Below are 23,734 nucleotides of genomic sequence, written 5' to 3' on the forward strand. Positions count from 1 at the left end.
TCTTGAGCGATTAGATTGCTCCACGAAGCTTATGGAGTGAACGCCGAAAGCAAAATCCTGGAGAATCAGGGCGTATCCGAAATCCGCTATGCCACAAAAAGGCCGCTGTTCAACGGACTTGCAGTCCATTTTACAGCGGCCTCTTGTTTCTTTATCTGGCCTTAGCCGGTTCCACGTTGACCTTACGGCCTTTGATCATGTTCTGATGCATGCAGCTGAGAACACGGCTGGCGTGTTGTTCCGGGATTTCCACAAAAGTAAATTTATCATAGATGTTGATCATCCCGATAATATTGCCGGGAATCCCGCTTTCGTCTGCTATCCAACGCACAATGTCCTGAGGACGGACTTGCTGAAGACGGCCGATATTCATAAAGAGGCGGACCATGCCGGGAGCTGCTCCCGTATTACCAAAGGCAATATCATCTTCCTCTTCAATTCGCTCGTCAACACCCTCCACGGCGAACTTCAAGGCTGCCGCCGCTACATCCACGGAGTCATACTCCTCCAGCAAGGAGCCCACGATGGAACGATAGGTTCCCAGGTGGCCTCGTTGTAAAATCTTAACAAGATGATTCTTGAGATTTTCTGCTTGCCGTTCACTGACATCGGCTAAGGTCGGTAATTCTTTGCGTACGATCCGGGTCTTAATCAAGCGTTCGATCAAACGAAGTTGGCGGTATTCCCGGGAGGAAATCAAAGTAATGGCTTGACCTTTGCGCCCGGCTCTGCCGGTACGTCCGATACGATGGACATAAGACTCCGGATCCTGGGGAATATCGAAGTTAATAACATGTGTGACATTATCGATATCCAGTCCCCGGGCTGCCACGTCCGTAGCCACAAGGAGTTCGACCTTGCCATCACGGAACTTCTTCATGACCCGGTCTCTCTGCTGCTGGCTTAAGTCACCATGCAGAGCATCAGCAAAATACCCTCTTGCCTCCAAAGCAGCTACAAGCTCATCAACCCCTCTTTTGGTCCGGCAAAAGATGATGGCTTGGCCGATATCTTCCATATCGATAATCCGGCACAGGGCGTCGACTTTAATCTTGTCTCTGGCTTCATAAAAGACTTGCTCAATCAAAGGAACTGTGAGTTCATCACGGCTTACGGCTACAGATTTTGGTTGACTCATATAATTCTGAGCCAATTTCTTGATTTCCGGCGGCATTGTAGCGGAGAAAAGCATAACCTGGCGCTCTTCCCTGGGAACCTGCTTAAGGATAGTTTCTATATCTTCAACAAATCCCATATCCAGCATTTCGTCGGCTTCGTCCAGAACCACCATTTTTACGTACTGTAGTTTTAACGTCCCACGATTTAAATGGTCGAGGATACGGCCCGGAGTTCCTACAACCACTTGGCTGCCAAAACGCAGTGCCCGGATCTGGCGGTCTATGGATTGACCTCCATAAATGGGTAAGGGTTTAACATGGCGATATTTTCCGATCTTGCTGATCTCTTCCGACACCTGAACTGCCAATTCCCGAGTTGGTGTCAAAATAAGGGCTTGAACCGCCTGAAACTTAGGGTTGATTTTTTCACAGATGGGAATCCCAAAGGCAGCTGTTTTTCCTGTACCGGTTTGGGCCTGTCCAATTAGGTCCACTCCATCTATAGCCACGGGAATCGCTGCTTTCTGAATCGGCGAGGGTTCCTCGAACCCCATTTCCGATAATGCTTGGAGAGTTTGTTTGCTCAAACTTATTTCACCAAAAGATTGTAAACGTTCTGCACTCAATGAATAGTTAACCCCTTTCAATATTCAACATATAACGGCGAATCCAATCCAGGGCAGCTTGAACAGCCAGCTGACGAATTGAATCACGGCCTCCATGAAACTGAAACTTATGCGCTTTGATACCTTCCGAAGTAGCTAAGCCAATATAGACTAATCCAACAGGCTTTTCCTGGCTTCCTCCTCCGGGTCCGGCAATTCCAGTAATACTAATGCCAAGATCTGCTTGGGTACGATTTCGGATACCTACGGCCATTTCCCGTGCTGTCTCAGCACTGACAGCACCATATTGGCACAAGGTCTGGGAACTCACTCCCAAAAAACCTTCCTTCAGAGCGTTGGAATAACTGATGACTCCACCCAGATAGAAATCCGAACTTCCAGGCTGTTGGGTAAGCTGTGCACCCAATAGTCCACCCGTACATGATTCCGCCGTGGCAAGAGTCAACCGATGTTCCTTCAATCCCCTACTGACAAGTTCAAGCATGGTATCCTCATCCGTTCCGAATACCTTATCCCCGAGTCGCTCACGAATCACGCTTTCAGCTTGAGCGAGAATCCCTGCGGCTTCATCGGCATTCCCTCTCACCACTAAGCGGATATGCATTTCAGAATGCTTGCAAAGCAAGGTCATGCTGGGATCATGCCTTCCCATGAAATCTCGGAGTAGCTCTTCCAACTCCGACTCCCCCAAGCCCACAACCTTCATCACTCGAACGTACATTCTCGCAGAATCTCCTTGAGCTATTCGCTCCAAAAATGGCCATACATAGCTCTTGAACATAGGCTCCATTTCCGATGGAGGGCCCGGCAAGAGGATGATGGTCTTATTATTCTTTTGGACAATAGCCCCTGGTGCTGTCCCAAAATGATTGGGAAGAATTTGAGATCCTTCAGGAAAGTATGCTTGTTTCTCTTCCGCCTTAGGCATTTCGCTGCCTCTTATGGCGAAAAACTCTTGAATCTTTTCGTGACTAGGCGGATCAAGAATCATGTTTAATCCAAAAATCTGCGCAATGAGTTCCTTGGAGAGATCGTCTTCCGTTGGCCCTGTCCCTCCGGTAATCATAAGCAGATCCGATCGTTCTATTCCTTGTAGGATTACCTTTCTCAACCGTTCTTTGTTATCTCCAACCGTCGTATGGTAATCCACTTCAATTCCTAATTCAGATAACTTTCCTGTAAGATAGTGTGCACTCGTATTTAAGGTCTGTCCTAATAGTATTTCCGTTCCAGTTGCAACAATTTCAGCTTTCATGATATTTTATCACTCTCCCTCTACAAACGCAAATATAAGTAGATATTAAAATAATTCCTTTAAATTATTTCTCTTCTTTCGAAAACTTATCCTCTCTGATAGAGTAAAGTCTTAATCAAATAATTTTCTCCATGCCGCTGCCACAGCACCGACAGAGAATGAAAAAGCTATCCGGGTCGTGTAGCTTTACGCACAGTGCTCACTCAGTAGCTCCGGGGCAGGTCAACCCGCTTTCTTAACTGCTCCGCCAAACCTTAGGGCAATACCTGATGTGAACCATGGCTACGCAATGTTAAGAAAGCCTCGTTAACCCGACCGCCCTTCCGCTTAAAGAAAGCTTGGCTTATGGTGAGTGAAGCGAAGCAGAAGCCTTAGCTGCCTTATACACAGTGAAAATCCTTCGCTCTTGTGCATAAAGCTACGCTTCCAGGTCTTTGTTGACTCTGCTTTGGGGTCTTTTTCAGAGTAATCGACCATACCGCGGGATAGCACCAGCAGAGATGAACGCTTGATCCAGGTCGGGTAGCTGCGCCGCTCAAGCCCGAAAGGTAGCCCAAGGATTTTGCTTTAAGGCAGAGAACGGATTCTAAGCGAGCAGGTAAGCAATCTTCGCGAAAAGACTGTAGCGGAGTCGGGTTGGAAACAGGACGTTTCCAACCGCCCATTGAGCAGGAGCGATTTGGGCACGAAACCCGGGCGAGGGTTTCGCCCAAGCCGCCATGCCACAGAGACTGCTTAGCGGCGCAGGTGGACCCGACGCAGCGGAGGTCTTGAGTGATTAGATTGCTCCGCGCAGCTTATAGAGTGAACGCCGAAAGCAAAATCCTGGAGAATCAGCTTTCGAGCCTTTTTCAGAGCAGAAAAAAGAGATCCTGTCTTCCAGGATCCCATGAGTAATGGATTAAGCTGCATTCTCTTCAATAAGCAGGCGAAGTCTTTCTCCATCAAGAACTTCTTCAATTTTTAATACCTGAACTACTTTCTCAAGGAGGCCCTTCCTCTCCAGGATAATCTGACGGGTCCTCTCCTCCAATTGTTCAAGTATTTCGCCAGTGACTTGTTGACGCTGTTCAGCACCTAATTTCGCCACATCCACGACTCCGAGGGTGGACATTCCTGAGGCTAGCATTTTCTCCACCATATGCAGGGCTTGTTCATAATCACCGGCTGCGCCGGTACTTCGCGTACCCAGGATGGCTTCCTCGGCTATGGCACCGGCAAGGGCAACCATAATCTGTTCTTCAATCATGGCCTGGGTATAAAGATACAAATCATCTTTAGGATAGTGACGAACATAGCCCAAAGCATTACCCCGGGAGCGAATAGAGATTTGCGACACTGAATGAGGCCGTACATGTTCGGCAAGCAAGGCATGGCCCCCCTCATGGATAGCCACCCGCTGTAATTCTTCATCCGTAGGCTTGCGATCCAGTTTTTCTCCTAAGAGAACTTTTTCAACCGCTTCCCGGAAATGAGACATGTTAATTTCCTGAGCATCATTCCTTAGAGCAAAGACTGCCGCTTCATTGGTTACGCTTTCCAAATGAGCACCGGAAAAATTATAGGTTTCTTGGGCAATCTGCTCCAGATCCACACAGGGAGCCAAAGGTTTGTTTTTAGTATGAATAGTGAGGATGGCTAAACGCCCTTCTTTATCCGGTAAGTCCACCTTGACCTGACGATCAAAACGCCCCGGACGCAAAAGAGCCGGATCCAGTGCTTCTGCACGGTTAGTGGCAGCAATAACTAAAATTTGGGAACCTTGTTCACTGTTTCCCAGCCCATCCATTTCCACCAGAAGCTGGTTGAGAGTCTGATCGTATTCATGGTGGGAGACATTGCTGCCTCGCTTAGCTCCAAGAATATCCATCTCATCAATAAAAATTATTGCCCGATCTTTCTTTTCTTTTTTAGCCGTCTCTCTTGCCTTTTTGAAGAGTTTCCTTACCCGCTCCGCTCCCACACCTGCGTACATTTCCACAAACTCACTGCCTGAAACGGCTAAGTAAACAGAATCCGTATAACGAGCCGCCGCCTTAGCCAATAAGGTCTTTCCAGTTCCCGGCGGACCGGATAAAAGGATACCTTTCAGAGGCCGAATCCCCAGTTCCCTCATGCGTTCACTGTATAAGAGAAAGTCCAGGGCCTCCTGCAGTTCTTTTTTAGCGGCATTCTGACCGCCTATATCTTCAAAATCAACTGTGCCGCCGGAAATCCGGACCCCTTTTTCAGATCCTCCTACCATAGGTCGGGGGATAAACTTCCAAAACATAACGGCCAAAAGCACCAAAAATCCAATGGGCAAAACATTATAACCGGAAACCCAAAGATAAAAAAACAATCCTAGTCCAACCCCGGCTGCTATATCTTTAGCCAATCCCATTCCCTCTCCCCCTTCCCACCTATTGGTTCATAGTTTTATAATCCCCTCCGACACTGGGAAGGAATATTCCCTGTCCATGTCTCTCTATAACAGAAACCAATTGATTTTCTCCTTTAGTCAAAACGAGATAGATGGCTTCGTTATCCATGGCCAGGCTCATAATCACTCCGGCCTGCTCCGCCTGTGTCGTAAGGGTTTCCCGCATTTGCGTGAAATTTCCCATGGCCATACCCTCTTGAATAGCAAATTGCATCTGCTGATAGATCTCTTCCAATTCAGGAGTTCGTTGATCCGCCAGACGAATTGGACGTGCTCCGGAAATAGTCTTCAACTGAGTGCAAATAGTTTGCAGATTACTTACCTGACCGGTATTGACCAACATTTCAGAAGCCCCTTGTCTATTCAATATCTCAGCAGATATTACCCCTGAAATCTGTTGACTTTCCTTAATTAAAGAACCTTCGAGCCATTTATTTTCATATAAAAGCTTGCCGCTTAATAATAAGCCAAAAATAAGTATACTTACTAAGCTGATGATGGTGAGCCGCTGCTTCGTCATAAAGCGCCTCCGATCTTTATTTTTATAATCTTATAATGCAATACTATCCCAGCGTGTACTCTTATCCGGTTGGTGATGCAAACACGAGTATAACACCAGGTATATACTAATTCACTCCAATATTATAGCACGGATGACGGGTTGCACTTATATCCAATTCGTGCCAATAATACAAAAAACAGCATTGTCTTCCAACCCTTGGAAAACCCTGCTGTTCATTGTTATTTCTATTTCTTCAAAAACTTCATTGATTTTACTAAATAATCCACACCTGAAATAATCGTAAAGAAAAGGGCTACATAGAGAAAGGGCTGCCCTAGATATATATCAAAGAGAGATAACGGCCAATCATGAAGCAGAATCAGAGAAATAGCCAAGACCTGAGATACGGTTTTGATCTTGCCTAGTTTACTGGCTGCAATCACGGTTCCATCAGCAGAAGCTATGGCTCTTAATCCTGTCACTGCAAACTCCCGGGCTAGTATGGTCCAGCAAATCCACGCCGGCACATCCCCTAAGTCCACAAGAGCAATTAATGCTGCCGAAACTAAAAGCTTATCTGCCAGCGGGTCCATAAATTTCCCAAGGACTGTAACCTGGCCTCTTTTACGTGCAATATAGCCATCCAATCCATCCGTCGTAGCTGCCAGGATGAATATCATCGCTGCCACAAAATCCTGATGAGGAAAAATCGGCTGACCTTTAGGAAATTGTATGAGTAACAAGGCCATAAATATGGGTATTAATATTATCCGCGCTAAGGTGAGTTGATTGGGTAAATTCACTGCACAACCTCTCCCACTAAATCATAGCTATCTGCTTCCCTAATCTTAACCTGGACAAAGTCTCCAATCTCAAGTTCTCCTGGGGAATGAACATAGACTAAACCGTCGATTTCCGGAGCATCCCCTTCGCTGCGACCAACCCAGCGTTTATCCGGCAATTTTTCTTCGATAAGGACCTTTAGGGTTTGCCCCACCCACCTCTGCTGTTGCTCGTAAGCGATGTCGTACTGCAGTCTCATCAGTTCATCACGTCGCTGTTCGCGAATCTCCTCTGGCACCTGATCTTCCCTCTTGGCGGCAGGAGTGGATTCTTCTTGAGAATAGGCAAATGCCCCTAAGCGTTCAAAGCGAATTCTCTTGGCAAAATCCAAAACAGTTTGAAACTCTTCTTCAGTTTCCCCGGGAAACCCGGTGATCATGGTTGTGCGAAGACGAATATCAGGCATTTCCCGACGTAATGTTTCAATTAATCCTTCAGCTTCTTGAATAGTACCTCTCCGATTCATTTCAGCTAATACTTTATTATGAGCGTGTTGAAGAGGAAGGTCGAGATAACGGCAAACTTTTGGAGTTTCCTTCATAACCGTGATCAGTTCATCAGTGAACAATTCCGGATAACAGTACATGAGGCGGATCCATTCTATTCCTTCAATCTTGGCAATCTCTTTGATCAAGGAAGGCAACCTATACTCGCCATAGAGATCTTTTCCATAACGGGTAGTATCTTGAGCGATCAGTAAAACTTCTTTAACTCCTTCGGAAGCCATGGCTTCCACCTCACGAAGGATGGACTCTTGTTTTCTGCTACGAAAATGCCCCCGCACATGAGGAATGATGCAATAAGTGCAATAATTGTCGCACCCTTCAGCCACCTTGACATAGGCATACTGCTTAGGAGTTAAGCGGACCCTGGGCATAGTTTCATCATAGATAAAGGCCGGGGCCTCAGCACTTATCTTCTTAACCTTACTCTTCTCTGCTTCCTCTAGAGTCTGCAGAATCTCTGAGATATTCCCAGTCCCCATGATTCCATCCAGTTCGGGAATCTCAGCTAAAAGCTCATCTCCGTAACGTTGAGCTAAGCACCCTGTAGCCACAAGAGTCTTGCACTGTCCTTCGCCCTTATATTGAGACATCTGGAGAATTGTATCGATGGATTCAGCCTTGGCACTTTCAATAAAAGTACAGGTATTAATAATAATAATATCCGCTTGCTCCGGCTCAGTCACGACCTGATATTTTTCCATCATATGACCGGTCATGATTTCACTATCGACTTGGTTTTTCGGACATCCTAAAGTCACAATAGCAACTTTTTTATTCAATGCTTGCACCTCTGCATAGTATCATTTTTCTAAGATTACCTTGACTTAAAATCTTTATTTATGTGTAATTACTAATCTAGTATAAACTAATATTTCCCCAAGTGTCAAAACTAATTATGGAGAATTGCCAGTCTTAGGAAAATGATTTTCCAGGTAAAATGTGGTAAACTATAAAGAAGATCTTTTCTACACTTATCTTTTGTTTTCCGTTGGATTAAAGTAGAATGATGTGAGTAAGCTCTATGGACTTTCATCAATAATCATTGCGAGGTGCTCGGTTTGTTGAACGATACTCTTTCACCTGTGGATCAATGCGGATGTGGGGATACAGGTTTTTTAACCTCCCGCACCCTTCCCATCGCCCTGAACCATGGCGCTGGTAAAGTCATCAATGTACCTGTCTATTCCTGTGGAAGTTCCATGTGCGACGAATATCGCATTCCCTCTGCTGTGGCTTCCCGTCTTGATGAATTAGCCGAAGAAATGGAAGCAAGAGAGGTGCTTTCCATCGTATTCTCCTGGAAAACCTCTGGAGAGGATGACACCATCGGATATCAAGATTCACTTATCCAAGGGTTCATCTGGAAGTTCTATCGCCGCTCTTATGAAGATGCTCAAGTTCTCTTCGTGATAAACGGAGATGCTCTTGTTTTGCAAAGCAAATTAGACCCCTCGGAGTATTATATTCTGAAGCGCCTCGAAGAAAGCAAGGACGGGATTTTCTTTTCCTTCTCCAAATTTATCGAGGAGGACGAGGAATTAACCTACGAAAAATATATCGAACTCGAACCTTCTTTTCAGAAAGAGCTGGGGACTGTAAAAATGGAAGAAGTTGAGGACATGCTGATAGAAGAGTTCGGGGAGGTATGTGATTAAGGCTCACCCTTTATGCCTGGACTTAACCCTGGATTTTCCCTTTACATCAGTTCTCTTTTTGCCACGGGACAGAGAGGCAGAAGGAGAGCTTTTTGCGACGGAACCAGGGCTTTTTTTGTGCTGAGAGCGAGGACGGATAAGGCATTGAGAACCATAACCGATGAGATCCTCCCGATGGGCCAACTTCAGCGCCTTCTCCACTAAGTCGTAATTCTTAGGATTCCGGTATTGAATTAAGGCTCTTTGCATGGCCTTTTCTTCCATGGTGCGAGGTACATAAACCTTTTCCATGGTGCGGGGATCCAACCCTGTGTAATACATACAGGTGGATAGACTTCCTGGAGTAGGAATAAAGTCTTGAACCTGTTCCGGGTTGACCCCCATATCCCGAACATATTCCGCCAGTTCTATAGCTTCTCTTAAGCCACTGCCCGGATGGGAGGACATGAGATAGGGTACCAAATACTGCTTTTTCCCGAGCGTTTCATTGATGTTTTTAAAATCATCAACAAAACGTTCATAGACTTTTTTACCTGGCTTCCCCATCCTCTTTAATACCTTGTCACTGATATGTTCGGGAGCAACTTTAAGCTGCCCACTCACATGATGCTCACACAGTTCACGCAAAAAGGAAGTATTTTTATCCGCCAAAACCGCATCATAGCGAATCCCGGAACGGACAAAGACTTTTTTTACTTTAGGCAGACCGCGCAATCTGCGCAGGAGCTCAATATATTCTGTATGATCCACATCCGCCTTGGCGCAAGGGGAAGGAAAGAGACATTGCTTGTTGGAACATGCCCCGCGTTTAAGTTGGGCTTTGCAGGCCGGGCGGCGGAAATTGGCCGTGGGTCCTCCTACATCATGGATATATCCTTTAAATCGTGGACTCCAGGTCAACTGCTCAGCTTCTCTGACGATGGACTCCGCACTCCGCCCTTGGACGATACGTCCCTGATGGAAGGTCAGGGCACAGAAGGAGCACCCTCCATAACATCCCCGGGAGCTGACCAGACTGAATTCTACTTCTTCGATGGCAGGTACCCCGCCTGCTTTCTCGTAGATAGGATGATAGGTACCTACATAGGGTAGAGCATATACTCCATCCATCTCGGATTGAGTCAAAGGATAGGCCGGAGGATACTGGATAATTCCTTCATGCCCATGGCTTTGGTACATCGCTTTGCCATAATAGGGATCCTGCTGGTTATACTGCACCCAGAAGCTTTCCGCATAGTTCCTCTTATCCTCAACCACATCCTGAAAGGAAGGAAGCTGTATCACTTCTTCCGGAATATCTTTTTTCCAAGGAACCATGGTCCCTCTGACCCCTTGAATCGCATCAATGGGAATACCGTCTTTTAAGGCATTGGCCACCTCGACAATAGCCTTTTCACCCATCCCAAATACAAGCAAATCTCCTTGACTATCCAAGAGCACGGACCGTTTAACCTTATCATTCCAAAAATCATAATGAGCAAATCGTCTTAAAGAGCCTTCAATACCGCCAATAATGACAGGCAACCCCGGAAAAGCTTCACGGACCTTGTTGGCATAGACAATGGTGGCATGATCGGGACGCAATCCTGCCTTACCTCCCGGGGAATAGACATCTCTATGACGCCGTTTCTTAGCTGCAGTATAATGGTTAACCATAGAGTCGAGATTCCCACCGGAGACGAGGCAGGCCAGGCGGGGCCTGCCCAAGACTTGAAACGCTTGAACATCACGCCAATTGGGCTGGGCTATAATTCCAACTTTATAGCCATGCTTCTCCAGAACACGGGATATTATAGCAATGCCAAAGCTGGGATGATCCACATAGGCATCTCCTGTAATAAGCAGGAAATCCAGCTCTTCCCAGCCTCGTTTTTTCATATCCTTCTTAGTAATAGGCAGAAATTGAGGGATTTTAATCGGGCTCACTCCTTAAAGTAGAAAAATCAAAAACTCCCACAGTTGTGGGAGGTGTGAATTCATTTAACGATAATTGATGAATTGAAGGTCGATACCCAGATCCTGCTTGCGCAACAAGGCGATGACCGCCTGCAAATCATCCCTGTTCTTACCCGTTACACGGACCTGATCCCCTTGGATAGAACTGGATACTTTGATTTTGCTGTCTTTGATGATCTTGTTGATTTCTTTTCCTTTATCCTGGGATATTCCCTGAACAAGCTTTACTTCCTGGCGGACCGTATCTCCGGCTGCCGGCTGAACTTTGCCATAGTCTAAGGCTTTAAGGGAGATTTGCCGCTTAACGAGTTTACTCTCTAAAATCTCTATGACGTTACGGAGTTTAAAATCGTCATCGGAAACCAAGATGATCTTTTCATCCTGCAGCTCAATGGAAGATTTACTGTTTTTAAAATCAAAACGCTGTTCAATTTCCTTTTGCGCTTGGTGAATTGCATTGGTTACTTCCTGCATTTCCACTTTAGAAACAATATCAAATGATGAATCCTTCGCCACGAATCTCTCTCCTTTTATAGTATGATACCTAAAGTCAGCACAAGATCTCAGGGCACTAAGCTGACTTGACTTTCGGTGTCCTTCTTAAGAATGATATTATGAACCACCTGTCCCTGAGCCCCAAGGCTTGGCCAAGCCTTGCCGTTAAGTGTTACGGTAAGACCACCGGCATTGCCGACAGTAACAAGTTCAATTTGCTCCTTTGCTCTCAGCTCTTTAGTGGCCCCCTGGGTAAAGGTTCCTTCAAAAGCAAACTGACCATCTACATTGACCCGAATCCAACATGGCTGACTAAATACCAGCTGTGCCACCACATCCTCATTTTCCTGGGCGATAACATTTTGGGGATTTTGCGGAGGGGTTTGGACCGGTGGGGTATTCTCCGGTTGTTGGGCTATTTCTTCTTGAGGCGCAGTAGGCAAGGGAGTGATGATATTTTCCGGAGCAATATTGGTACCTTGAGGCTTGCTCAAAGAAGCGATTCCGATAACGACCACAAGAGCAACTACTCCGGTGATTGCCACAAGAGCGGGCTTAATCCATTGAGGTTTCTTGCGGGGTGGTGGAACAGGCTCAACTATCAGCGGTTTTTCCGGTTGTTGCTCTGAGGCATTATAACGTTCCAAAACCTCCTCCGGGCTTATTCCCAAATGCTTGGCATACGTTCTTAAAAACCCTTTAGTATAGGTGGCGCCAGGTAAAATATGATACGCTTCTTCTTCCAAAGCTTCCAGATAGCGGATTCTGATTTTGGTAACTTCTTCAGCTTGGGTTAAGCTCCACCCTTTATCCACACGAGCGTTGCGAAGGATTTGTCCCTCTCCTGCCATGATAAACCCTCCCTCTTTGTGTTTTAACTAATATCAAAAGAAGAAAAACTAATTGCTACATCGTCAATCCTAATCTCATCTTGAGGTTGATTACGAATCTCAATGATAAAATCAAGTTCTCTCTTAATATGACCATCACGCAAAAAAACATCAGGATGCTCGATGATCTTTGGTGTAGGTAATTCCATCACCCGGTTTAATAATTGCCAGTGAGCATCATCTCCACGGGAGGTGCTTGTCATCCCATCAATCAAAAACACCGAATCCTCGGCTTCGTCCAGCATAAGGGTTGTACGCAAGGTTTGCCGGATTATAGTAGAAGAAAGGAGTATCCATTTTTTGTTGGCGTAAACGCAAGCGCTGATCGCTGCTTCCGTTTTTCCAACCCGGGGAACCCCTCGGATACCAATGAATTGATTTCCGCCTTCCTTTAAAGTATCCCCTAAAAAGTCCACAAGCAATCCTAATTCTTCCCTAATAAAATGGTAGGTTGGCGGGTCGCTTTCCGCCATATCCAAACGCTGCCCATGACGTAATGCCAGACGATCAAAGAGTGTCGGAGATCGGAAAGCCGTTACCTGAATAGAGTCAACATATGCCAAAGCCGAGTTAAGGGCTTGGACTTTGTCCTGGGATGGGTACTGAAGCAAAAATCCCCGGCGATCTTTCCCAATTCCATTGACGGTCAAAATATTGATCTCAAGCATTCCCAATAATGTGGAGACAGCACCCAGCAAGCCAGGTTTATTTTGCTGTATCACGTATTCCAGGTAGAGTTGTTCTTCCGGGTATACCCGACCAGTGATCAAGGTAATCCTCCAATTCTTTGATCCCCTTATCAGGATCTTCATGGCTTATTGAGTAATCATAATCATCGCTGGGATGGTTAGGATAGGAATAAAGAGCGTCGTAATAGTTTAGCATTTCTTCAGTGAACTCTTCTAAATTCCCTAGTTCAAGCAAAGAATGACACTGAGCAATCTTATTATGTCCCAGGTTTTTCGTCAGACGCCCCAGAGCCGACTTAATCTCAAGGGTGGCATTAGGGTAGCTGGTGTATTCTTTGATTAAGCGCTCAATCCGGTTATGAATGGAATCATAGACCAAGATCTGGGGACCCGCATTCATAGCTTCATATACACTTGAAGGCAAATTGATTCTGCCAATTCGCTTACTTTCACATTCGACTATGATGTAAGGAAAATGCTCCACTTCCCTAAGCCGTTCATATAAAGCGGACTCAAAAGACTTTTGTGAAGGGGCAGAACCCAAACCAACGGAGCCGAATACAGAGCCCCTATTATTCGCTATATTCTCCAAATCAATGGCCGGATAGCCATCAGCCCTTAAGCGTTTCAATAGTTCTGTCTTACCTACACCCGTATTTCCCCGCAGCACAACAACTTTAAAGGGAAACTCTTGAGTAAAGTAATCATTAACCAAATGACGATAGGCCTTGTATCCCCCTTGTAAACGGTAAACAGACAAGCCCATCAGAGCAAAAACTGTAGCTAAGGATTTGCTTCTCATCCCCCCCCGCCAACAAAAAAGCGCCACAGGCCGGCCATTTGACCATTGTCTGGCTTGGTTATAAAGCCCATCCAATTTAGGACCGGCTATAGCCAATCCTTGCTCCTTGGCCAAAGCGGGAGAGATTTGTACATAAGTTGTCCCAATCATAGCTCGTTCTTCATTATTAAATAGAGGCAGATTCAGAGCACCAGGTATTGTGGCCTCCTCATATTCATTTTCAGAACGAACATCCAAAAGAACTATATCTTTAATTTTTCGCAATTCTTCAATAGTTATATCATGAATCATTTTATTGCCTCTAAATTATACTATTCTCCTTTATTATCATAAATCCTCTCGACAAAATGTGCAACTATTACCCTATCTCTTCTTCTTCCAAACCAAACTTTTGCTCAAATTGCCCCTTGGTCAGCAAAACTTCCCGGGGTTTTGATCCTTCATATCCGCCCACGACCCCTTTTTCTTCCAACAGGTCCATCAAGCGGGCCGCCCGGGTGTAGCCGATGCGGAGCCTTCTTTGCAATAAAGAGACGGAAGCATTCCCTGCTTCGATAAAGAGCAGGGCCGCTTGATGAAACAGCTCATCTCCGGCATCTTCCGCCGGTTTATTCATTCCCAGCTCAATGTTGGGAATCTCCTGATATTCCGGTTTAGCCTGATTCTGCAGGAAGAGGACCACATTTTCCACTTCCTTGTCAGCCAGGAAGCATCCTTGCACCCTTATGGGCTTGCTGGCCCCCATAGGATAGTAAAGCATATCCCCGCGGCCTAAGAGTTTTTCCGCCCCGTTCATATCCAATATGGTTCGCGAATCAATCTGAGAAGACACAGCGAAAGCAATCCGGGAAGGAATATTGGCTTTGATCAAACCAGTAATAACATCCACCGATGGACGCTGGGTGGCAATCAAGAGATGGATTCCCGCTGCCCGTGCCATCTGAGCTAAGCGGCAAATCGAATCTTCCACATCTCCGGGGGCTACCATCATGAGATCCGCCAACTCATCGATAATCACCACCACATAGGGAAGGGGCGGCGCATCCTCTTTCTTTTCCTGGGTGCGCAGAAAATTATAGCGTACGATATCCCTTACTCCCGCCGCGGCAAAAAGCTCGTAACGGGTCTCCATTTCGGTGACAATCCATTTTAAGGCCCCTGCCGCCTTTTTCGGGTCCGTTACCACCGGCGAGATCAGATGAGGGATTCCATTATAATTGGTCAGTTCCACCATCTTCGGATCCACCAATAAAAATTTTACCTCATCCGGTCTGGCCTTATACAAAATGCTATTAATCAGAGTATTGACACAGACGGACTTTCCCGAACCTGTGGCACCGGCAATTAATAAATGAGGCATTTTAGTTAAATCCGCGACAATAGGACTTCCTGTAATATCTTTTCCCAGAACTACCGTCAGCTTACTGGGGGAATTCTGAAACTCCGGAGTCTCCAGTACTTCCCGAAAATGCACCGTCGCTATCTCTTTATTAGGCACCTCAATTCCCACTACGGATTTTCCCGGAACAGGAGCCTCGATACGTACATCGGTAGCGGCTAAGCTCAGAGCGATATCATCGGATAAGTTCGTAATCTTGCTAACCTTGACCCCGGGTGCAGGCTGAGCTTCATAGCGGGTAATGGCCGGTCCCTGGGTCACATGGGTGACTTTAATCTTAACCCCGAAGCTTTCCAGGGTATCTTCAAGAATCTTCACATTATCCGCCAAATCCTTATTAATACGAGGATTTTTCACCTTCATGGTTTTATTAAGAAGAGTAAAATTAGGAAGTTGAAAATCGCCGCTCTCCTTTTGGGCCAGCCTGGAAACAGGCGTCCCTGTGACCTTGCCCGGAGGAAGATTTTTTTGCTTCTTTTCCTCGGCAAAAGGGAGTACGGTTTGCATCATTGGACTATCGGAAAGAGGCTTCTCTTCCTCCCCGGTATGGTCCGCCATATCCTGAAGAGTCTTAATAATTACCGGCCGCTCCACCAGTTCAGGTTCCAGCACTTTTAAAGGCTCCGTTGTCGCTTTTGTCTCTTTCTTCTTGACATTCTTCTTTAAAGGCCTCTTTTCCATGGGCTCTTTAGGAACTACCTCTTCAGGATTCTCTTCAGAATCCTGAATCACATAGATGAAATCTTCTACATGGTTTTTGACCCAACGTCCTGATTCTTTGCCGGCCTTTTGAACCTGCTGCAGACCTCCGATGAGGGAACGGTTCGTTACCAGCAATGCTCCGATGAGTGCTATGACAATGAGCACCACATACCCTCCGGAAATACCCACTGAGCTTTTCAGGGTTATGGCTATCAGTGCGCCAATTAGTCCTCCTCCGTGACCTGCCATGCCTTCATCGAACATAGTCTCGTGATCAAAAGCCTCAATCCCCGGGAGTTGAAAATGCAATAGTCCTTCAAAAGCTAACCATAATAAGAGAACTCCCACCGTTCTCCATTGGTTATTTATATGTTTAAGATTCATATAAGCGATTCCCCAAGCACCCAGCATGAGAAGCAGCCATACCCGGCCGTTGCCGGCCAGCATGGTTAAGCCTTCTTTGATCTTGCCACCTACAACACCATTGCTTCCGGAGTATAGGGCCACAATGCCCAATACCGCCAATCCCAAGGCCACAATGCCTATAAGTTCATGGCGGACATTATCTTTAAGAAAACCCTTTTTCTTTACCGTCATCTTCTTTTTCTTCCTAGCCAAAAAACATCCCTCACATCATTCTTTATACTTAGGAAGTCCTCTCACGAGAGCATGGTGAGAAGATTCATCCCGATTCATGCCAAGCTTTATGTATTATTTATTTCTACGCAAAGGGAATTTTTCCCTGTTCCACTATGCTTGTCATCTTTAAATTATAACAAAAAATCGGCTCTTAAGCCGATTTAATCGTAAATTTAACTTTCACGCTTTTCAGCGATTAGCCGCTTTAATTCTTCATGGGCTTCCTTTAGCCCTCCAACAGCATCAATCAGTCCAATTTCTACGGCGTCCTGCCCGATTAAAATGGTCCCAATATCCTGCGCTAATTCACCTGTTGCAAACATGAGCTTTTTTAGCTGCTCTTCCGTTATCTTTGAATGTTGGAGGATAAAGCGATTAATTCTCTCTTGCATTTTTTGTAAATACTCAAACTGCTGATGGCCATTGATCACTAACCCCGTATAGCGTATGGGGTGCAAAGTCATGGTTCCCGTGGGCGAGATAAAGCTGCGATCACAGCTTACAGCTATAGGAATTCCAATACTATGCCCGCCCCCCAAAACGATGGAGACACTGGGTTTGCTTAAACTGCTCACCAGCTCAGATATGGCTAACCCAGCCTCTACATCCCCTCCGGCCGTATTTAAAATCAGCAATATCCCTTCTACCTTTGGATTCTGCTCTACAGCGAACAATTGAGGAATGACATGTTCATATTTGGTGGCCTTCGACTGAGCGGGAAGAACCTGATGTCCTTCAATCTGACCGACGACGGTCAGACAATAAATGCTCTCTGAAGGTTCAGGGATACGAATCTGGCCCAGCTCTTTTAAGGTCTGGACCTCCGGATTTATGGGTTCATTTTGATTTTCATTTCTCACAAGGTGCACTCCTTCCGACAACGTCTGCATTTCCTTCCCAATTCTCAAAAGACCGATTAACCAGCCTGATACTATTATGGAGATTTGCCCATAAAAAAATGCAGGCCAACCTTCCTGCATCCTTCATCTTCCTATGATTATAATCCAAGAGCGGCGAATTAAGTCATGAGCCAAGGATGAGCTGACTTTTCCATAATGTCGGAACTCCCTGGATAATCTGCTGCCAAGGTATTGTCCCATGAAATAAGCAGCCACAAAAAGTAAGAGTGTTAAGGCCCCGGATAATTCCAAATGATTTCTCAGCAGGGCAACAAAAGGCACCGGAAAATGGACCGCCATAAACCATTGTACGGAAAGCTTCTTTACATTCTCCCGCCAATAACCAAACGGAATATTGAGCAGACAGACGAACATCAAATTCAAAACTATGAGAACCACTCCCATTCCCCCTCTACTCATCCCTATGTCGTCCTAACCCAATCTATAACGCCCAAAAACCTGTCTTCTTTGCAAATATCCTTTGACAACTCTAGTCGCTTTTTTTAAGATAGATGAGTATGAAGATAAAAGGAGTTTTATCATGAGCATATTAAATGTAGAAAATGTAAATCACGGCTTCGGCGGCCGTAAGATTCTGGAAAATACAACCTTCCGCCTTCTTAAAGGGGAACATGTAGGCTTAGTAGGGGCTAACGGAGAAGGGAAATCAACCTTTCTCGACATTATCACCGGTAAGCTCATTCCTGATGAAGGCAAAGTAGAATGGTCCAACCGGGTGTCCGTGGGTTATCTGGATCAACACACTGTGTTGACCCAAGGTAAATCCATTCGCGATGTTCTCAGAGAAGCCTTTCAAAAAATGTTCGAGCTGGAAGCTGAAATGTTGGAGCTCTACAACCGCATGGCCGAAGCTACAGAAGCGCAGATGAACAAAATGATGGAGGATGTAGGCGAAATTCAAACCATACTTGAGAGCAATGGTTTCTACATGATCGATGCCAAGGTGGAGGAAGTGGCTAACGGTTTAGGCCTCGGTGAAATCGGCCTGGATAAGGATGTAACGGATTTGAGCGGTGGTCAAAGAACAAAAGTCCTCCTGACCAAGCTTTTACTGCAAAAGCCTACTATATTAATATTGGACGAGCCCACCAACTATTTAGATGCTGAACATATTATTTGGTTAAGCAATTACTTGAAGAACTACGAGAACGCTTTTATTCTGGTATCTCATGATATCCCCTTCTTAAATGATGTGGTCAATGTGATCTATCATGTGGAAAATGCAGACTTAACCCGTTATACCGGAAACTACGAGCAATTTATGCAGCTCTATCAAATTAAAAAAGAACAAGAGCTGAAGGCTTATGAAAAGCAACAAAAAGAAGTGGACCGCTTGGAAGATTTTATCGCCCGCAACAAAGCCCGCATCTCCACCACCGGCCGGGCTAAAAGCCGCCAAAAGCAGTTGGACAAAATGGAGATCCTGGAAAAACCCAAAGAGAAAATCAAGCCCCAATTTCGGTTTAAGGAGGCCAGAAGCCCTGGCAGAGTCATCTTTGAAGCCGAGGATTTGGTTCTTGGCTATAATGAGCCCCTAACCCGCCCCCTCAGTCTGAAACTGGAAAGAGGACAGAAAGTGGCCATCCGTGGGGTCAATGGTTTGGGTAAGACCACCCTGCTTAAAACCTTGCTGGGGATCATTCCGTCTATTAGCGGAGAAGTCATCTTAGGGGACTATCTTTCCCCCGGTTATTTTGAGCAAGAATCCAATCGCGGCAATACCAATACCCCCATCGAGGAGATATGGCAGGAGTATCCCGGACTCACGAATTATGAAGTTCGTCAAGCTCTGGCCAAATGCGGACTAACCAATGAGCATATCTCCAATAAGATGATGGTCCTAAGCGGTGGAGAAAGTGCCAAAGTACGCCTCTGTAAGCTCATGCTGAAAGACATCAATTTCCTCGTTCTGGACGAGCCCACCAACCATCTTGATGTAGATGCCAAGGACGAGCTAAAGAAGGCCATCAAGGAGTTTAAGGGTACGGTTCTTTTAGTATCCCATGATCCTGACTTCTACAGTGATTGGGTCAGTGATATCTGGAATTTGGAGCAATGGACCACTAAAATCGTATAAACACCCTGAACAGCATCCTAGCCGTTAGTAACGGCTAGGATATTTAATTTTCCCTCCCACTGCCCCCTATGGTTTTGGCTCAATAGAGTTAAACATCCGTAATTCTGTTTGAAGCTAAATATATCAGGAAGAGGCAGCCCGAGGGCATGACATAAAATCACCCGATTGACCCCGGCGTGCCCGACAATAAGGCTGGTTTCAGCATCTGATCGGACAATTCTTTCGAATACCGGGATGATGCGAAGGTAACAATGGAGGAAACTTTCCCCCCCGGGAGGGCGGTAATTAACAATATCCTCACCTCTCTGCCGGTACTCAGCTGGAAACAGCTCCTGTATTTCACTGAAGAGCCTTCCTTCCCATTCTCCCATCTCTATCTCATGCAGATCAGGAAGAACGGTTAAGGATAAGGGGTGTGCTTCGGCTATGATAGCAGCGGTCTCCCGTGACCGGCTTAAAGCACTGCAATAGATCCTGTCTAAAGGAATCTCCCGTAAACGCTCTTTTAAAGAAAAGGCTTGTTTCCTGCCTTCTGCACTTAAGGGAAGATCCTTAATACCTATATACCTTTTATTTTTGCCCAATCCTATATCACCATGGCGCACAATATAAACTTTTTTCATACGAGCATCTTTTGGGGTTCTTCATTGTTTATAGAGACAGTTTGCTCCTTCTGAACCTTGATTATTTCGCCCAGAATGCAGACTGCGATTTCTTCAGGGGTTTCCGCACCGATTTTCAACCCAATGGGGGAGTACAATTTCTCTAATTTTTCGGCTGGAATACCTTCTTCCTGTAATTCGGCCAACATAGCCTTTACTCTGCGGCGGCTGCCAATCATCCCTATGTATCCCGCCGGTTTATGAATCACGTTTTTCAGACAGACTTTATCATGACGATGGCCTCTGGTTACGATGACCACATAAGTCTGGGGGTCGATAACCAAGTCCGCCAAGGCCTTTTCAAAATCATTGCATATAACCCGGTCAGCTGTTCTAAACCGAAGGGTATTGGCAAAGGAGGGCCGGTCATCTACTACGGTAACCTCATAACCAAGCATTTTTCCCATGCCGGCCAAAGGCAAGCCAATATGCCCTGCTCCTAAAATCACCAGCTTTGTCTCTGAGACCGGTGGCTCAAGGAGCAATTGGTAGGCGATTTCAGCTTTTGTATCACATGGATTGAACCCTTCGTCCAGATTGACCACAGAAAAATGACTATGATCCCTACTAGCCAAAACTTGCTCAAGAGCAATCCGATTCAGTATGGGTAAACCTAAATCACCTGAATACTGATTGTTTCTTTGAACGACAAGCTTTTGGCCGATATTCTCTTGTTTGGACCCCGTTAAGGTAACCAATACAGGACTTTCGCCGTGATTGAAGGAAAGTAAATAGTTTTCCAATAGAATTAACTGTTCCGATACATTACCCTGACCAAGGTAATCGATAAATAACTCCATAATACCACCGCAAACCATTCCTTCATCTTCAGCTATGTCCGCTGTCATATTCAAAGAATGTTTCCTTGCTCTCCCCGTGGATAAGACTTGAAGCGCCGCCTGCCTGGCCTCTGCCTCACCGCAACCGCCGCCAATGGTCCCTGTGGTCGTCCCATCTGCTAAAACTAACATTTGTGCTCCCGGCTTCCTGGGGGCGGATCCCAACACTTTGGTGACTGTAATCAAAGCTGCCTCCAGTTTTTCTTCAAGAACATGCCGCAGCCCCATTTTAATCTCTTTATCCATGAACATCGCTCCCTAGATTTAACTTGATTAAGGTCTGTACAGATTTTCCTACTCTTTCTTCTACGCGATAAAGGATTCTATAGGCATGATAAAAACGCCGGTGGATATGCTCAAGAACTTCCGGTTCGTTTTTATATCGTTCTACACTACTGTTAAAGCGTTCCTGGAGCGAAATAATCTGGTCATCTGCCACCAATTTATCAGCAAGGTAGACTATCTCTTTCTCTGTCAGCGGTTGCGAAGGCTCCCATGAACAGTCCATATGAGCGGCAATAATAGCGGAAACCTCTGGATAAGCTGCAGTAAGCTTCGCTCCTTCTAGGGGATGATTGGGTTTAAGCCTGGCTATATCATGCAATAAAGCAGAGGCTTTTAATAATTCCAGATTTAAGTGCCGCCCCGCCTCCTCTAATTGCTTACCCAAAAAAACACTTAGCCAAGCCACCATTTCACAGTGTTTGATAACCTTCTCCGGGGTGTTATTTCCTCTAAGCAATTCATAGCATTCAAATTCTGTGGGAGTGGGTGCATACCCATAGTACTTCAAAATCTTCCTATAATCCTCAGGGGTATCCATATCCAGGAGCACCCCTTGATCCTCCATGCTGACCTCAAGGGCATCCCCCTGATAGTGTTCCAAAAGGGCCCTAAGTCCGCCTTCACCTGTCCAGCTTAGAATACTATCCACATAACATCGGGAAATCAAAGGGGGATGACCTCTTTTGCCCCGGTAGACCGGATAAACTATACCTTTATGCTCCATGCTAAACGCTTCGTATAACCTATGTAAGGTGTCTTCATGGATGAGCGGATTATCAACCGGTAAGAGAAAAAAACCCTCCACTTCCGGGCCTAAACTTATTACTCCGGCCTTGACTGAAGAAAACATCCCTTCAGCATAATGTTCATTAAAGATCCACTGAACATGTAATGCATTACACACCGGAATAAGCTCCCCGGCCCTATGTCCGAGGACAATCCGAATATCCTTGAAACCTGCCTCCTGGAATGACCGGACGGCAATTTCTATAACACTGGCTGAACCCAAAGGCAAAAGGGGTTTAAAGCTTTTCATCCGGGAGGAAAAACCGGCTGCCAGAATGATGGCGGTAATCTTACTTTTTCTTGGCTCCCCAGTTGTTGCTGTTTCTATGCCCCCCACCCCCTTTGGTCAAGAATCATCCTTTTCCCTGTTCCCTTTTCACTGCTGTAGGCGGCGGTATTGGTATTGAAGGTCAAAGCCAATTGGGTCTGCCCGCTGCTTAAAACCGATTGGATTATGGGATAGGTCTCAATCGCTTGAAGCATCATCTTCTTTGCCCTTTCCGAAACCGCCCCGTCCATAAGAACCTCAATGGCCAGAATCTTTTTACCACACTCCCCGGCAATGACCGCCGAAAAATTAAGTACCCCGTCCAGAGCAAAAATGGCTTCGTCCAAATCAGCCATACTCAGGATTTTACCAGCACCGAGATCCACTCTATCCCTGGATCGCACCCTCTCTAAATTGCGCAGAACCGTACCACAGGGACAGGCCTCAAGTATAAAGCGGGAATAATCTCCTGTCCGATAACGGATGAGAGGCATTCCCGTGCGGGTTAAGGTGGTAAAGACAACTTCCCCGCTTTGTCCCTCCTGAACAGGACGGCTTGTCGACGGATCGATGATCTCAAAATAGAGATCGGCTTCCCGCAAATGGTACCCATTAAATCCCTGGCAATCAACGCCGCCGCCCAGGCCCATTTCCGTCATGCCATAGTGATTAAATACCTGACAGCCCCAGACTTTGACCAATTCCCTGACTATGCTATGGGGAACATAATCTGTGGTCAATAAAACACTGCGCAAGGGCGGGATCGGGACCTGCATTTTTTTCTGCACTCTGGCTAAGGTCAGGATTTGGGTCGGTATACCCACCAGCACATTAACCCCATCCTGTATCATGTGTTCAAGGGCGGCCTGAGGGTTGCAGACCGGTCCATGAGCAAGGCCCTCAGCTCCGGCACGGGCTAAACTGCGCTGCAAGAGCTCACCCACACTGCCCGGCACTCTGCCCGGCAAGAGGATCAACACCCGATCCCCGTGCTTAACCATAGTCAGCATCCCCTGATGGAAGAAATCCAGGGTCAATTCCTGATCCTCTTCGGTGAAGAAGACTCGTTTAGGCTGTCCGGTCGTTCCGGAGGTTTGGAGAGTCACAATCCGATGAATATCGCTTGGTTTAACACAAATCATCTCTTGCCCGAATCGGCGGAGATCATCAGCCGTGGTAAAAGGCAGCTTTGCCATGTCCTCAAGATGAGTCAAGGTGTAATCGGTTTTTCCTAAATGCCTTTGATAAAAGGAGCTCTTTTCCCTTACATAGTCTAAAGTCTCCCCCAGCTTGTTCAGCTGGTACTCTTTAAGCCCTTCCGAGGCAAGTATTCCTGAACTGCTCCCGGTGATTTTCCGCCCAATCCAGGATTCGAGAGGTGTTTTCTCCGGCGTCACA

20 protein-coding genes are annotated in these 23,734 nt (G+C 46.1%); 2 read left to right on the forward strand and 18 right to left on the reverse strand.

The features are described from left to right. Window positions 1–151 precede the first annotated feature (151 nt). From DESDE_RS12510 to rimO, 6 genes are all read right to left on the reverse strand, one after another. Entirely contained in the window at window positions 152–1,744 is a 1,593-nt protein-coding gene (locus DESDE_RS12510; RefSeq protein ID WP_014794390.1) for a DEAD/DEAH box helicase, read from the reverse strand. 7 nt (window positions 1,745–1,751) lie between these two features. Further along, a complete protein-coding gene (locus tag DESDE_RS12515; RefSeq protein ID WP_014794391.1) occupies window positions 1,752–2,999 on the reverse strand; it encodes a competence/damage-inducible protein A in 1,248 nt (415 codons plus the stop codon). A gap of 901 nt (window positions 3,000–3,900) precedes the next feature. Further along, on the reverse strand, window positions 3,901–5,382 hold the full coding sequence (locus tag DESDE_RS12520) for an AAA family ATPase (protein ID WP_014794392.1): 1,482 nt from the start codon (window positions 5,380–5,382) through the stop codon (window positions 3,901–3,903). 19 nt (window positions 5,383–5,401) lie between these two features. Further along, window positions 5,402–5,941, reverse strand: coding sequence for a hypothetical protein (locus DESDE_RS12525; RefSeq protein ID WP_014794393.1), 540 nt, complete (start codon window positions 5,939–5,941; stop codon window positions 5,402–5,404). Between the two features lie 227 nt (window positions 5,942–6,168). Further along, entirely contained in the window at window positions 6,169–6,726 is a 558-nt protein-coding gene (gene pgsA, locus DESDE_RS12530) for a CDP-diacylglycerol--glycerol-3-phosphate 3-phosphatidyltransferase (RefSeq protein ID WP_014794394.1), read from the reverse strand. Then, complete coding sequence (rimO, locus tag DESDE_RS12535) at window positions 6,723–8,051, reverse strand: 30S ribosomal protein S12 methylthiotransferase RimO (protein WP_014794395.1); 1,329 nt, start codon at window positions 8,049–8,051, stop codon at window positions 6,723–6,725. Before rimO ends, pgsA begins: the two co-directional genes overlap by 4 nt. 270 nt (window positions 8,052–8,321) lie before the next feature. On the opposite strand from rimO, the gene DESDE_RS12540 reads away from it, so the two are divergent. Further along, window positions 8,322–8,927, forward strand: coding sequence for a hypothetical protein (locus DESDE_RS12540; protein ID WP_041917269.1), 606 nt, complete (start codon window positions 8,322–8,324; stop codon window positions 8,925–8,927). A 3-nt stretch (window positions 8,928–8,930) separates the two neighbouring features. Here the strand turns inward: DESDE_RS12540 and DESDE_RS12545 are convergent, their stop codons facing one another. The 8 genes from DESDE_RS12545 to DESDE_RS12580 all read right to left on the reverse strand — a co-directional run bounded on the left by DESDE_RS12545 (window position 8,931) and on the right by DESDE_RS12580 (window position 17,803). Then, complete coding sequence (locus DESDE_RS12545; RefSeq protein ID WP_014794397.1) at window positions 8,931–10,853, reverse strand: YgiQ family radical SAM protein; 1,923 nt, start codon at window positions 10,851–10,853, stop codon at window positions 8,931–8,933. Between the two features lie 54 nt (window positions 10,854–10,907). Beyond that, entirely contained in the window at window positions 10,908–11,399 is a 492-nt protein-coding gene (locus DESDE_RS12550) for a YajQ family cyclic di-GMP-binding protein (RefSeq protein ID WP_014794398.1), read from the reverse strand. Window positions 11,400–11,446: 47 nt separating this feature from the next. Further along, the gene (locus DESDE_RS12555) at window positions 11,447–12,229 is read right to left on the reverse strand and encodes a helix-turn-helix domain-containing protein (protein WP_014794399.1); all 783 of its coding nucleotides are present in this window, start codon (window positions 12,227–12,229) and stop codon (window positions 11,447–11,449) included. Between the two features lie 23 nt (window positions 12,230–12,252). Further along, window positions 12,253–13,038, reverse strand: coding sequence for a DUF3388 domain-containing protein (locus DESDE_RS12560; protein WP_019850712.1), 786 nt, complete (start codon window positions 13,036–13,038; stop codon window positions 12,253–12,255). Further along, entirely contained in the window at window positions 12,974–14,050 is a 1,077-nt protein-coding gene (gene mnmH / locus DESDE_RS12565) for a tRNA 2-selenouridine(34) synthase MnmH (protein ID WP_014794401.1), read from the reverse strand. Before mnmH ends, DESDE_RS12560 begins: the two co-directional genes overlap by 65 nt. 67 nt (window positions 14,051–14,117) lie before the next feature. Further along, window positions 14,118–16,478, reverse strand: coding sequence for an FtsK/SpoIIIE family DNA translocase (locus tag DESDE_RS12570; protein ID WP_014794402.1), 2,361 nt, complete (start codon window positions 16,476–16,478; stop codon window positions 14,118–14,120). 194 nt (window positions 16,479–16,672) lie between these two features. After that, entirely contained in the window at window positions 16,673–17,389 is a 717-nt protein-coding gene (locus tag DESDE_RS12575; protein WP_172637660.1) for a ClpP family protease, read from the reverse strand. A gap of 93 nt (window positions 17,390–17,482) precedes the next feature. Beyond that, the gene (locus DESDE_RS12580; RefSeq protein ID WP_033422388.1) at window positions 17,483–17,803 is read right to left on the reverse strand and encodes a hypothetical protein; all 321 of its coding nucleotides are present in this window, start codon (window positions 17,801–17,803) and stop codon (window positions 17,483–17,485) included. A 136-nt stretch (window positions 17,804–17,939) separates the two neighbouring features. Between DESDE_RS12580 and DESDE_RS12585 the strand changes: the two genes are divergently transcribed. Next, entirely contained in the window at window positions 17,940–19,496 is a 1,557-nt protein-coding gene (locus DESDE_RS12585; RefSeq protein ID WP_014794405.1) for an ABC-F family ATP-binding cassette domain-containing protein, read from the forward strand. A 17-nt stretch (window positions 19,497–19,513) separates the two neighbouring features. Here DESDE_RS12585 and cobC read toward each other — a convergent pair whose 3' ends face one another. The 4 genes from cobC to DESDE_RS12605 are packed head-to-tail and all read right to left on the reverse strand — an operon-like array spanning window position 19,514 to window position 23,733. Then, a complete protein-coding gene (gene cobC, locus DESDE_RS12590; protein WP_014794406.1) occupies window positions 19,514–20,119 on the reverse strand; it encodes an alpha-ribazole phosphatase in 606 nt (201 codons plus the stop codon). Then, window positions 20,116–21,243, reverse strand: a complete 1,128-nt coding sequence (locus DESDE_RS12595) for an XdhC family protein (protein WP_014794407.1) — start codon at window positions 21,241–21,243, stop codon at window positions 20,116–20,118. Before DESDE_RS12595 ends, cobC begins: the two co-directional genes overlap by 4 nt. Beyond that, window positions 21,236–22,405, reverse strand: coding sequence for a DVU_1551 family NTP transferase (locus DESDE_RS12600; RefSeq protein ID WP_014794408.1), 1,170 nt, complete (start codon window positions 22,403–22,405; stop codon window positions 21,236–21,238). The genes DESDE_RS12595 and DESDE_RS12600 overlap by 8 nt, the downstream gene beginning before the upstream one ends. Further along, window positions 22,393–23,733: a DVU_1553 family AMP-dependent CoA ligase gene (locus DESDE_RS12605; RefSeq protein WP_014794409.1), complete on the reverse strand. Its 1,341-nt coding sequence runs from the start codon at window positions 23,731–23,733 to the stop codon at window positions 22,393–22,395. Before DESDE_RS12605 ends, DESDE_RS12600 begins: the two co-directional genes overlap by 13 nt. Window position 23,734: the final 1 nt, after the last annotated feature.

This window comes from Desulfitobacterium dehalogenans ATCC 51507, assembly GCF_000243155.2.
Classification (GTDB): domain Bacteria; phylum Bacillota; class Desulfitobacteriia; order Desulfitobacteriales; family Desulfitobacteriaceae; genus Desulfitobacterium; species Desulfitobacterium dehalogenans.